This window comes from Maridesulfovibrio ferrireducens (assembly GCF_900101105.1).
GTDB classification, from domain to species: Bacteria; Desulfobacterota; Desulfovibrionia; order Desulfovibrionales; family Desulfovibrionaceae; genus Maridesulfovibrio; species Maridesulfovibrio ferrireducens.
Genome location: NZ_FNGA01000007.1, coordinates 41,757 through 54,446, shown reverse-complemented (window position 1 = coordinate 54,446; position 12,690 = coordinate 41,757). Strand labels below are relative to the sequence as shown.

12 protein-coding genes are annotated in these 12,690 nt (G+C 39.3%); 11 read left to right on the top strand and 1 reads right to left on the bottom strand.

Annotated features, from left to right (window positions below; all coding sequences use genetic code 11):
• The first annotated feature begins 187 nt into the window (after window positions 1-187).
• From BLT41_RS16780 to BLT41_RS16770, 3 genes are all read left to right on the top strand, one after another.
• Window positions 188-760: a TetR/AcrR family transcriptional regulator gene (locus BLT41_RS16780; protein WP_092163266.1), complete on the top strand. Its 573-nt coding sequence runs from the start codon at window positions 188-190 to the stop codon at window positions 758-760.
• A gap of 375 nt (window positions 761-1,135) precedes the next feature.
• Entirely contained in the window at window positions 1,136-3,238 is a 2,103-nt protein-coding gene (locus tag BLT41_RS16775) for a transporter substrate-binding domain-containing protein (RefSeq protein ID WP_092163265.1), read from the top strand.
• Window positions 3,239-3,267: 29 nt separating this feature from the next.
• The gene (locus BLT41_RS16770; protein ID WP_092163264.1) at window positions 3,268-4,170 is read left to right on the top strand and encodes a TIGR01777 family oxidoreductase; all 903 of its coding nucleotides are present in this window, start codon (window positions 3,268-3,270) and stop codon (window positions 4,168-4,170) included.
• Between the two features lie 49 nt (window positions 4,171-4,219).
• Here the strand turns inward: BLT41_RS16770 and rsgA are convergent, their stop codons facing one another.
• The gene (gene rsgA, locus BLT41_RS16765) at window positions 4,220-5,269 is read right to left on the bottom strand and encodes a ribosome small subunit-dependent GTPase A (protein ID WP_092163263.1); all 1,050 of its coding nucleotides are present in this window, start codon (window positions 5,267-5,269) and stop codon (window positions 4,220-4,222) included.
• Window positions 5,270-5,488: 219 nt separating this feature from the next.
• Here rsgA and BLT41_RS16760 point away from each other — a divergent pair, with 219 nt between their 5' ends.
• The 8 genes from BLT41_RS16760 to BLT41_RS16725 all read left to right on the top strand — a co-directional run bounded on the left by BLT41_RS16760 (window position 5,489) and on the right by BLT41_RS16725 (window position 12,654).
• Entirely contained in the window at window positions 5,489-6,454 is a 966-nt protein-coding gene (locus BLT41_RS16760) for a serine/threonine protein kinase (RefSeq protein WP_092163262.1), read from the top strand.
• Between the two features lie 40 nt (window positions 6,455-6,494).
• Window positions 6,495-6,983, top strand: a complete 489-nt coding sequence (locus tag BLT41_RS16755) for a universal stress protein (protein WP_092163261.1) — start codon at window positions 6,495-6,497, stop codon at window positions 6,981-6,983.
• Between the two features lie 24 nt (window positions 6,984-7,007).
• Window positions 7,008-7,994 carry an ABC transporter substrate-binding protein gene (locus BLT41_RS16750; RefSeq protein WP_092163256.1) on the top strand — a complete coding sequence of 329 codons (987 nt, stop codon included), beginning with the start codon at window positions 7,008-7,010 and terminating at the stop codon, window positions 7,992-7,994.
• Between the two features lie 40 nt (window positions 7,995-8,034).
• Window positions 8,035-8,364: a DMT family transporter gene (locus BLT41_RS16745; protein WP_092163253.1), complete on the top strand. Its 330-nt coding sequence runs from the start codon at window positions 8,035-8,037 to the stop codon at window positions 8,362-8,364.
• A 90-nt stretch (window positions 8,365-8,454) separates the two neighbouring features.
• The gene (locus BLT41_RS16740; RefSeq protein ID WP_092163251.1) at window positions 8,455-8,898 is read left to right on the top strand and encodes an arsenate reductase ArsC; all 444 of its coding nucleotides are present in this window, start codon (window positions 8,455-8,457) and stop codon (window positions 8,896-8,898) included.
• 46 nt (window positions 8,899-8,944) lie between these two features.
• The gene (gene arsB / locus BLT41_RS16735) at window positions 8,945-10,135 is read left to right on the top strand and encodes an ACR3 family arsenite efflux transporter (RefSeq protein WP_092163250.1); all 1,191 of its coding nucleotides are present in this window, start codon (window positions 8,945-8,947) and stop codon (window positions 10,133-10,135) included.
• A 195-nt stretch (window positions 10,136-10,330) separates the two neighbouring features.
• Window positions 10,331-11,542, top strand: a complete 1,212-nt coding sequence (locus BLT41_RS16730; RefSeq protein WP_092163249.1) for an L-serine ammonia-lyase — start codon at window positions 10,331-10,333, stop codon at window positions 11,540-11,542.
• A 77-nt stretch (window positions 11,543-11,619) separates the two neighbouring features.
• Window positions 11,620-12,654 carry a metallophosphoesterase gene (locus BLT41_RS16725; RefSeq protein WP_244512319.1) on the top strand — a complete coding sequence of 345 codons (1,035 nt, stop codon included), beginning with the start codon at window positions 11,620-11,622 and terminating at the stop codon, window positions 12,652-12,654.
• The last annotated feature ends 36 nt before the right edge of the window (window positions 12,655-12,690 follow it).

Sequence of the window (12,690 nt, the reverse complement as noted above, 5' to 3'; positions counted from 1 at the left end):
TATAATTGTTAGCAGCAGTTTTTTATTGATCAGTTAGTAAACCCACCTTCAGTTTCCATTCCTTAAAGCAGTAGCCCCTCTTACCAGAGGGGCTTTTGTCTTTTTAGTGTAGCGTTGACGTTTACAAGGGATTTACGTAAAAATATTTTTATTATTATAGATATTAAAGTAAAAAAAGAGATTCTTGATGACAAAAAAAGAAATAGTTTTAAAAACAGCTAAAGAAATATTCGGTGAACTTGGATACAGCGGCACAACCTTTAAGAAGATTGCTGACCGGGCAGGTGTTGCGGTCGGACTGCTTTCACATCATTACGGAAACAAAGAAAAACTGTTCAAAGAAGCCGGATTTGATGTAGCTGAAAGACTTAGTTCTACTCTTCAAGACGAGGTTTTACAGGCAGAGAATGGTTATGATGCTGTATATAGGTTCGCTAAACGTTATCTGGAATTTTCAATTGATCCAGATGAAGATTTTCTCGTTCTTGTTCGCTGTTCACCTTTTAGTGATCTTAAAACGGGAGCGGACCGGGATGCTATGGTCCATAAGTTTGCTCAGATCCCTGTTTTGCTGGAAAATTGTGTTGCACGGGGAGTTCGGGATGGTTCCATCCCTAATTTGTTGGTAGCTGAGACAGCTTCTGTTGTTTTGTGTAACCTTGTAGGTGCAGTCCGAACTAAACTTTTAACTCCATACAGTCCTCCCAAATTATACGCTGAGGCTCTTAAATTTATGATGCGCAGCTTGAAAGCCGCTTAGATTTTAAGAAGACCTAATTAAATAATAATTTGCGTTTTCACTAATTCTTTTTCTAAAAAATGATTGATATCAGCCCACACTCTTTAGTGTTTATATCTGCAGGATATATTTACCACTCCCTTTCTTAGAACTTGTTTTATTGTTATTTTATAGCAGCTTATTCTACCGTATTAATTAAAATATTTATAGTAATTAATATGTTATGGAATGAGTCTGCTCTTTTTTTGTGATCTGGACATCATTATAAAAAAATGGTTTATTGTTATTAAGAGTAGAAATTTAGCTATTCTATGATGGTGTTGTTGTATGTGAAAATGGGTGAAGCAAATTCATGGACAGTTCCGTTGGACCTGTAGAAAGTACTCGGAGATTTTAATGACTTCGAATTTTCACGTCAGAGATTTGTTTATAATTTTTACTTTTTTGCTATGTCTTTTTGTTTTTCCAGCCAAAGTATCTGCTGCTCACATTCTTGTTCAGGGAGATTATAATTATCCTCCCTACGAATTTCTCGATAACGGTATTCCTTCAGGGTTTAATGTTGACATAATGCGTGCTGTCGCTGCGGTTATGGGACTGCGTATTAAAATCGATCTCGGGCCATGGAATGAGGTTCTCAGTTCCTTGAAACGTGGAGAAATTGATGCTTTAACAGGTATGTATTATTCTCCTGAACGTGCTAAATTTGTTGATTTTTCTATGCCTCATAATATTGTTTCTCATGCAATTTTTGTTCGCCAAGGCTCTGATATACGTTCTTTAGATGATCTTTCCGGAAAGGAAATTCTTGTTCAGCGTGGCGACATTATGAACGATTACGTTGTGAAAAATTATCCTGACGCTACTATTGTTCCGGTTCGTTCCCAAATTGAAGCTTTGAAACTTTTGGCTTCCGGTAAGCATGACGTTGCTTTGCTCGGAAAATTGCAAAATATTTTTTGGGCTAACAAGGAGAACATTACTAATATCATAACTGTCGGACCTCCTATTGAGCCGGGTGATTACTGTTTTGCTGTACATAAAGGAGATAAAAAACTTCTTGGGCAGCTCAATGAAGGTTTGTCCTTAATCAAAAATTCCGGCAAATATGATGAAATTTATAATAAGTGGTTCGGTGTCTACGAACGTAAATCTGTGTATCGTGAGTACGCTCAATATGCGATATGGATTTTGACTCCTCTTCTAGCTTTTCTCGCATTTTTTATTTTGTGGACATGGATGCTTCGGCTTCGGGTTAAGGAAAAAACAGAGGAATTAACTCTTGAACTGTTTGAACGTCATCAGGCCGAAGAGGAACTTAGAAAAGTTCAAAGTTATTTAACTAATGTTATTAATTCTATGCCTTCCATGCTTATCGGTGTTGATCAAATGGGTATTATTACTCAATGGAATACTGAGGCTGAGCGTGTTACGGGTTTGTCTCCGAAAGAGGTTGTAGGGCGGTCTTTGGAAATAGTCATACCTTATCTGGGAAAAGAAATTGAGCTTATTCGTCAGACTATAAGCACCCGTCAAGAACATGTAACGCGTAAGCGGAATTGGAAGGGGAGTAGTGAAATTCATTATGAAGATGTGACTATTTATCCCTTACTTTCTAATGACGTTCAAGGAGCTGTTATCATTATTGATAATGTAACCGAGCGCATTAATATGGAACAGATGTTAATGCAGACGGAGAAAATGATGTCTTTGGGCGGTCTTGCGGCGGGTATGGCGCATGAGATTAACAATCCTCTCGCTGTGATTCTTGGGTCTGTGCAAAATATTAAAAGGCGTATTTTTACCGACGTTTTGCAGAATGAAGAGGCTGCAAAGGAATGCGAGATTTCACTTGATAATGTTCGTAATTATTTGAAAAAAAGAGAAGTTCCGCGAATGCTGGATGCAATTCAGGATTCTAGCAGTCGCGCAGCTAAGATTGTGAGCAACATGCTCAGTTTTAGTCGTAAAAGTGATAAGAGCTTTAAATATCATAGTATAACTGAAATTATGGATAGAACTTTAGATTTGATTTCGAACGATTACGATTTGGTGAAGGAATATGATTTTCGAAAGATAGAAATTGTTCGCGATTACGCACCTGATCTTTCTGATGTTTTTTGCGAAGGTAATGAAATTCAGCAGGTTTTTCTTAATTTATTTAAGAATGGAACAGAAGCCATGGCTGAAAAAAAATACAATGGCGAATATCCACGATTTACACTCAAAGTGCAGATAGTAAACAGTATGGTCGTCGTTGAAATAGAAGATAATGGTCCTGGGATTGATGAGGAAAAATGTAAAAGAATTTTTGAGCCGTTTTTTACATCAAAGGGCGTCGGGAAGGGGACCGGGCTTGGGCTGTCCGTATCATATTTTATTGTTACTGATCACCACAAAGGGAGTATGGAAGTTTCTTCTTTGCCGGGTAGTTGGACGCGTTTTATTGTTAAACTGCCTGTCTCCGGTAAAATCGAAGAGCGTGAATCTGTAAGATAATTTCGTTTTAAAGTTCAGCAGGGGGGCTTATGCGAGTTGTTATCACGGGCGGAACCGGGTTTATAGGTAAAAAGTTAAGTAAGGCTCTGGCAGTTAAAGGATATCAAGTCTTTTCTTTAACAAGATCGACAAGAGTTTCTGATATTTCCGGCGTAAGAAATGTTGTTTGGGATGGAAAGTCTTCATCAGGTTGGGAAGAATTTGCAGAAGGCGCTACTGCAATAGTAAATCTTGCCGGGGAAAACATAGCTTCAGGTCGTTGGAATAAGGCTAAAAAAAATAGAATTTTAAGCAGTAGATTAGCAGCAGGACAAGCTGTAAGTGAGGCTGTTGCAAGAGCAAAAGTTCGTCCGAAGGTCGTAATACAAGCCTCGGCCACAGGTTATTACGGCCCAACAGGAGCGGAACCGGTTACTGAGGAGTCCCCGGCTGGCGATTCCTTTTTGGCTGAAGTTGCTAAAAAGTGGGAAGCTTCGACCGCCGGAGTCGAAACGCATGGAGTTAGAAGGGCAATTGTTCGAACAGGTATGGTTTTAGGATGTGGCGGAGCTCTGAGTAAAATGATCGTCCCTTTTAAGTTGGGTCTGGGGAGTTATCTCGGGAATGGTCATCAAGGCGTTTCTTGGGTTCATATTGATGATGAAGTTAGGGCAATTATTTATTTGATTGAAAACAAATCTTGTAAGGGTGTTTATAATTTGAGTTCAACGCACCCTGTAACTTCGAATAAGTTTATGGAAACACTTGGGCAGGTTTTAGATAAGCCTGTTTATTTACGGGTGCCTGCATTTTTTCTTAAGATTATACTCGGTCAGATGGCAGAAGAGGTGCTGTTAAACGGTCAGTTTGTATTACCTGAAAGACTGATAACAGCCGGATTTAACTTTGAGCATCTGGATCTTAAAGAAGCGTTAAGTCATTTTATTGATTAAAAAGAAAAAGGCCGCTCCATATTGGGCGGCCTTTTTTTTATGATAAAAGCTAGCCAATCCATTTAGATTTAGCCTGTTTCTTCTTTTTTCCTGAGCTTGATTTTCTTTTAATTTTTTCAGAAATGTTTTCTTTGTTCTGCTGTGTTTCGCTTAATAATTTAAGATAATTTTTAAGTCTTCTGATATCAATTCTATCTTCATCAAGAGCTTTTTTTATTGCGCAACCAGGCTCATTTGTGTGGCTGCAATCTGTAAATTTACATTCTTCAGTCAGTTCAGCAATTTCAGAGAATGCACTATATACCCCGGCTTCGCAGTCGTGAAGTTGTAATTCCCTTATACCGGGTACATCAATCAATAGCGCTCCGGAAGGCATGACATGGAGAGAGCGTGTTGTCGTTGTGTGACGCCCTTTGTCGTCAGCTAAACGTATTGCAGCGGTTTTGTTTTTTTCGGTTTCGTTAATAGTATTCAGCAGGGTTGTTTTCCCTACTCCTGACGAACCCAGCAGAACCAGAGATTCACCTTTGCTGAACCATTTTTGCAAGCAGTCTACACTGTCTTTGTCTTTAGCATCAACAAGCATAATCGGCATAGTTTCATGCAGCTGTCTTGCTTTAGTTTTAAATTCTTCGGGATCATCAGCTAAGTCCGCTTTGGTCAGAACCATCACAAACTCAATTCCGGCATCGAATGCAAGGCATATATAGCGTTCAAGGCGGTTAAGGTTAAATTCCGTATTGCAGGAAGAGACAATCAGTAATGTGTCGATATTCGCTGCAATTGGTTGAAGTTTAACTTCCTGCCCCGGACTCATCCTTTGGAGAAGGCTGGTGCGTGTCAGTAAACGTAAAGGAACTAATGATTCGCCATCCAATAAAAGCCAGTCCCCGACAGTGGGCTGTTCGTTTAAACTGCCAACTCCGGTTTCAGCTATTTGTAAAAGATGTTCATTTTTTCCAGTAGAAACAACGAGGTGGCCTTTGTGAGTTTTTATAACTCTGGCAGGCAGGGAATTAGCCTGTTCATCGGCAGAGAGTTGGTCTCGGAAAGAGTCTTTCCAACCAAGTTCAGCTAAAGAATATTCATTTTGATTCAAAGAAACCTCTTACAAAATACAAAAATGGGGATAATGATTTATTTTCCAAAATAAAAACTTACGTAACAAATAAATAACAAGCAAGAATCATTTTCAGGGAGTTTTTTAAAGATCGCAGAATATCTTTCTTTAGGTTTTATTTTTTAATGTGTTGTGATATGTTTTAAATAGTTGTTATGCGTAGTTTTTGCTGAATAATACACGACATCGGGAGTTGCTATGAGTAGCGAAGTTCGCGACCTGTTGCGCAAATATTTGCCGGATTATAAAAGTACACGTTTCGGCAAAATTTATACTGATACAACTGAATTTATGAATATTGATCATAGTGATGTTATCAAACTTGGTAATCAGCACTTTCTGGTGCTTAAAAATGAAGCAGAAAGAAGATTTGGACTGGTAGATCCCAAGTATTGGGTGAAGCGTGGAAAGCATTTAGAGTCTGGGCAGCCGCAAATATTGAAATTAGCTTTTTATGAAAAATTCCCCATGAATATAGGGCCGTTTAAAATTGAATGTTATAGAAGCCCACGCAAGGAAGCCAGAATTCTTGAGCTTGTTAAGGGTGATATGCGTTTTATGCAGGGATGCTCAAATAATGATGAAGTTGGTAACAATGTCAGGGTATTAGATATAATTCGCGGTAAACGTCTCGACATTGTTGTTTATAATATTTCTGTCGATCATAAGACATATTTTTATGAATATTTCCCTGATATTTTGGAGAAGTATATCGGATCATGTGAGGCTATTAAATTTTTGCATGACCATGATGAAAAGCACGGGGATGTGCGGCGTGATCATCTGTGGGTTGAAAGTGGAACCGGGGATTACAGGTGGATTGATTTTGATTACGCTTTTGAATTGTATGAAAATCCTTTCGGCCTTGATGTTTTCGGACTTGGAAGCATTCTTATCTATCTTGTAGGTAAAGCTAATTTTACGATGCAAACTCTGCTAGATTTAAAAATTGAACACTCAATTCTCGAAACGCTTAACAGCGGAGACTATTCTGTCGTTATAGGAAACAGAGTTGTTAATGTTCGTAAAATATATAGTTATATTCCGGAATCTTTGAATAATATTTTGATGCATTTTTCATCTTCGAGTACAGTGTATTATGAGTCGGTAGATGAACTGCTGTTTGATATGCGAAGGTGTTTGAAAGAAATTCGTGGCTTATAGCTTTCGGTTACCTGTACAAATTTCGTAGGAGGGTTAAACTGTGAAACTTAATAAGATACTTGTTGCTTTTGATGGTTCCGAAAACTCTTTTAAGGCTGTAGAGTACGTAGTTGATATTGTAAAAAACTGTCCTGTCAGCGCAGTTACAATACTTTATGTTGAACGATTGCCTGATAAAGATATTTTCCCGGATGAAAATTCATGGGTTAAACAATGCGAAGAAAATGAAAAAGAGATTAATCAGAAGCTTGCAGAAGCCAAAAAAATTATTCTAAGTGCTGGAATTTCGTCTGAAATAGCTTTCGTTGAATACTTTGCAAGTTGTCAATCTCCTTTTCATGAAACAGATATTTGTACTACAGGACGAAGTATAGGGATGGATATTTTAAGAATCAGAGAAGAAGGTCAATATGACACCCTTGTGGTCGGAAGGAGAGGAGTCAGTAAGGCTCAGGAATTTTTATTCGGTTCTGTTTCAACAAAAGTTGTTCAGTCTGCAATTGATTGCACAGTATGGGTCATAAACTGATTCTTTTATGGCAGGTGGTGATTTATGTTTAATAAGGGCTTAATTCTTTTAGTGGCATTTATATTCTTAATATGCTCAACCAGCGCTCATGCTAAACCTAAAGTTTTAGTTATTGAAAGTTATCATGCTGAGTATCAGTGGGATATCAATTATGAAAGGGGACTTGAGTCAATTTTGAAAGATGTTGCTGATATTTATTATTTCAGAATGGACACTAAGAGAATAAAAGTTGAGCAGTATGAAGAGAGAGCCGCGCTTGCTTGGGAGGCTTATACCACTTTGATGCCGGATGTTGTTGTTTTAGCTGATGATAATGCTATTAAGTTTTTAGGAAGCAAGTTTATTGAAACAGAAACTCCAGTTGTTTATCTTGGGATTAATAATAATCCACGGAGTTACATTCCGCTTAATAAGAATATTACCGGAGTGCTTGAAAGACCGTTGTATAAGCGCTCAGTTAAATATTTAAAGAAAATATTGCATATCGAAGATGGTAAAATTTTAGTGTTATTAGACACAGGAACAACCTCCAAAGTATTGTGTGATTCTGTATTTGAAGGATGTAAAAGTTTACGTATTGGTGATGTTCAGGTAGATATCAAGCTTATTGGTTCCTTTAATGATTGGAAAGATATTGTAAATCGATCTGATGAAAAAGGTTATTCCGCTATCATACTCGGCCTGTTTCAGACTGTTTATGAGGGTAAGAAGTACGTAACCAGTGATGATATTATGGCATGGACTTATAAAAACACACCGATCCCTCTTTTTGCTTTTTGGGAAATGAACGTTGGTAAAAATAAAACTATCGGCGGATTAGTTTTAAGTGGAGAGATTCAAGGTTCAACAGCAGGTAAAATTGTTTTAGATATTTTGAATGGAGTACCCGTTAATAGAATTAAGCCGATTATTCCGACTCAGGGGCTTTTTCTTTTTAGTTCCTCTGAACTTAAAAAATGGAGAATTGTGCTTCCTCGCCAAATCAGGGATAAAGCTACTTTTGTTGAATAAACATAACTATTTTAGATGATTATATGTAACTGGAGAAAGGATGCTTTATAGCTGGATGATTCTTTTTATTTCAATTTTTGCTGAAGTAAGTGGTACTTTGTGTCTGAAATATTCTCATGGTTTCAGCAGGATAATTCCGACTATTTTTGTTTTTATTTTTTACGGTCTCTCCTTTTGGGGGCTTTCAGTTGTATTGAAAAAAATTGAAGTAGGTATTGCGTATGCGGTATGGGCCGGTATCGGAACGGCAGCCGTTGCTCTTATCGGGATTTGCTTTTTAGGCGAACGAGTGTCTGCGATGAAAATAGCATCACTTATGCTTATTATTGTCGGGGTTGTCGGTTTAAATTTTTCAACTTCAACTCAGTAGATTTAATTTTAAGTTCAACCATTCCAGATTTTTTGAAATGTCCGCCTATCACCCCGCTAAATGTTGTCCTAAATAAGGAACTCTTTATAGATGGATAATAAACTGAATATACTTTTTCTTTGTACCGGAAATTCATGCAGAAGCCAGATGGCTGAAGGGTGGGCGCGCCATATTAAAAGTGACATGATTAACGCTTATTCTGCCGGAATTGAGATTCATGGTCTGAATCTGAATGCTGTGAAAGTAATGGCGGAAGCTGGAGTTGATATTTCGGGACATAAATCCCGCCATATCGATGAGTTCAAGGATGTTCCAATTGATGTTGTTGTTACCGTTTGCGGGCATGCGCATGAAACCTGTCCATATTTTCCCGGTAATTGTAAAGTTACGCACGTCGGTTTTGATGATCCTCCAAAGAGGGCTAAGGAATTAGCGGATAAAGGCGCATCAGAAGAAGAACAACTCGATTGTTACAGAAAAGTGCGTGATGAAATTAAAGCTTATGTTGAAACGCTTCCTGAGAGTTTGAAGTGAAATTTATCATTATAACCATGAGCGGATTTGGGAGGTGTCTTTAGAAATGACTAAGAAAACCTGTTCAGCAAATGATCGGAAAATGACCAGCATATTTGAGCGCTACCTGACGGTCTGGGTGGGCTTATGTATTATCGGTGGTGTTTTTCTAGGCAAAGTCGCACCGGGATTAGCCAAGACACTTGATGGCATGTCGATCAATGTTAACGGTGCTCCGGTTGTTTCCATTCCGATTGCGATCTGCCTCTTTTTTATGATGTATCCAATTATGGTAAAAATTGATTTTGCCAGTGTTATCAAGGCAGGAAAGAGCGGTAAGCCTGTATTTCTGACTCTGTTTATCAATTGGTGTATTAAGCCGTTTACCATGTACGCCATTGCGATATTTTTTCTCGGTTACTGTTTTAAAAGTTTTATCGGAGTTGATGCGGTCGATCTTGTAAAAATGCCGTTTGGACTCGATTTGACCGTCGGTTCAATGCACGGCGCAGGGACTGTTGTTTTGCAGGACGGAATCAAGATGCTGCAAATTCCGCTTTGGCGCAGTTACTTTGCCGGGTGTATTCTTCTGGGAATAGCACCTTGTACGGCAATGGTGCTGGTTTGGGGCTATCTTGCGCGAGGTAATGACGGGCTGACGCTGGTCATGGTTGCCATCAACTCATTGGCGATGTTGATTCTTTATGGTGTACTTGGTGGATTTTTACTTGGAGTAGGTCAACTTCCTGTTCCGTGGCAGGCACTTCTTTTATCTGTCACCATTTATGTGGCTTTACCTTTGTTTGCCGGATATTTTTCTCGGAAGTGGATTATCAAGTCGAAGGGTGAGACTTGGTTCAAAGAAAAGTTTTTGCACGTATTAACGCCTATAACTATCAGTGCATTGCTTTTGACTTTGATCCTGCTGTTCAGCTTCAAAGGCGAAGTAATTCTCGCTAATCCATTAACTATTCTCTGGATTTCAATACCGTTGTTTCTACAGACTGTTTTTATTTTTGCATTAGGATATGGCGCTGCTAAATTTATGAAGTTGAATTACGAGGATGCCGCTCCTGCTGCGATGATCGGAGCATCGAATCATTTCGAAGTCGCAATTGCTACAGCCGTTATGATTTTCGGGCTTTCATCCGGTGCCGCTCTCGCCACTGTTGTAGGGGTTTTAATCGAGGTTCCTGTAATGCTTATGCTTGTTGGTGTTTGTAAGCGAACAGCCGGTTGGTTTCCACAGAAAAAATAAATGTTTAGTTGTCCTTTTTTCTAATTACTTAAATTAGCTTTGACCTAATTCATTTTACCGTTATTATACGAACGGATTCGGAGTTAATATGTATAATTTAACCCAATTTATTGCGTATTTATGAATGCATTAATTCTGTTATAGTATACGAAATAATGAAGTTTACGCCTTGCTTAATATTATAAGGAATAGAAAATGGAATCATTAAAAGAACTATATCGCATCGGGGTCGGACCTTCTTCCAGTCATACTATGGGGCCGAGGATGGCTGCTGAGCGTTTTCTTGAAAAACATCCGACAATTCCTTTTTTTCGCGTAACTCTTTTTGAGAGCCTTGCCGCAACAGGAAAAGGACATCTTACCGATTGGGCAGTGATTTCTGTGCTTGGTGAAGAAAAGACAGAAATAGTCTGGAAGGCGGAAGAAAAGATGGTTGAGCATCCTAACGGTATGCTCTTTGAAGCTCTAAATGAAAGTAAAGAAGTCGTTGATTCGTGGAAAGTATACAGTGTCGGCGGTGGAGCCATTCGGGAAGAAGGTAAATGTTCATCCAGCATTGAACCTGTTTATAAGGAGCAGTATATTGCAGCAATCATGGCTCACTGCGAAGATAAAGGGATAACATACTGGGAATATGTCGAGCAGTGCGAAGGTTCTGAAATTTGGTATTTTTTGCGTAACATATGGATTGCAATGGAAAAATCTTTAGAGCGCGGTCTTGACGCTGAGGGCGTACTTCCCGGTTCCATCGGACTTAGGAGACAGGCCAAATCATATTTGCGCCGGACACATCTGGCTAGTCATGATATGCAGTTGACCGGGCTTACTACAGCCTATGCGCTTGCAGTTTCTGAAGAAAATGCTGCTGGCGGTGTAATCGTAACTGCTCCGACCTGCGGCTCCTGCGGTATTGTTCCCGCGACCCTCAGATATCTCAAAGACCTTTACGATTTAAAAGAAAATGATCTTATCCGCGCTTTGGCAACTGCTGGATTATTCGGGAATGTAATTAAAACGAATGCTTCAATATCTGGAGCGGAAGTAGGGTGTCAGGGAGAGGTCGGTTCAGCATGTGCCATGGCTTCCGCAGCGGCAACTCAGTTGATGGGTGGAACTCTTCGTCAGATAGAATATGCGGCGGAAATGGGGCTTGAACATCACTTGGGACTTACCTGTGATCCCGTTGACGGATTGGTGCAGATTCCCTGTATCGAACGTAATGCCTGCGCTGCAACTCGTGCATTGGCCCGCGCACAGATGTCTATTCTTTCAGACGGCACTCACAGAATTTCATTTGATGAGGTTGTCACAGTAATGAAAGAGACCGGACACGATTTACCTAGTCTTTATCGTGAAACTTCAAACGGCGGACTTGCTAAAGCTTATAATGCTCGCTGTAAGTGCTAAAGTTTATGTCTTTTTACGTTAAAGCTACACTAATATATTTCTTCTGCTATTTTTATATACGGCTGTGGATTTGCCGTATGTTAAGCGAGAAGCCTAAAACTAAGCGCGGAATTCTCATCCTTACCGATGTTATGACTGCTTCGTTGCCTCTGACTATTTTTTTTAAAGCTGATATTCCATATGCCACCAAGCTTTTCCTACAAGGAACCGGATATACATGGGCCGCCATTATTGCCTGTATGGTTCCGCTGGGACTTTGTATCGAGCCTATCCGGTTCGGTATGAAGCTTATGGCTCCGGATTTTATAATACCTAAAGTTAAAATTTTCGCAGGCTTATGTCTCCTTTCGGCTCTTATGGCTATAGGAGGTTATATTAATGCCACATCTCCTGTTATTCGTGAGCTTGAATTTGATCTAAGAAGTAGTAATGCGACAGCCGGGACAGAATATGACATTGCCGCAATAACAGATCTTCATGCCGGAAAACTTATGAGCCGCGCGCGGGTTGGTAAGATTGTCACATCCATTAATCAGATGACGCCCGATATAATCCTTTTAGTTGGTGATATTCTTGATGATCGAGACGCAGAACTTAGCGGTGCTGTTAATGAACTTGCACGTTTGAAAGCACCTCTGGGAAAATATGCGGTTCTTGGGAATCATGAATATTATCTAGGTGACAAGTGGGCTGAAAAAATACTTGAAGAGCAGGGGATTACTGTTCTGTCTGACGAGGCTGAATCTGTTGATGGCAAGTTCTTACTTGTCGGGCGCAATGATTTTTCGGCAACCATTCGTAATAGTACTAGAAAATCATTAATTGAAATTATTCCGGATAATAATGATTTGCCCATTGTTGTACTCGATCATACACCTCGCAAACTTGAAGAAGCTGAGAAGGACGGGGTTGCTTTGCAAATCTCCGGACATACTCATAATGGTCAGCTTTTTCCGTTTAATTTCATAATTGATAAAATCTATGAAAAGGGATGGGGACCATTTCAAAAGGGTAAGACTTGGTATTACATCAGTTGCGGTGTCGGGTTTTGGGGCCCTCCGATGCGTACTAACAGCCGTCCTGAAATTTTGTTGATTCACATTAAGATTTAGTTATATTTTTTTCTAAAATTCTGGGTGATAAATTTA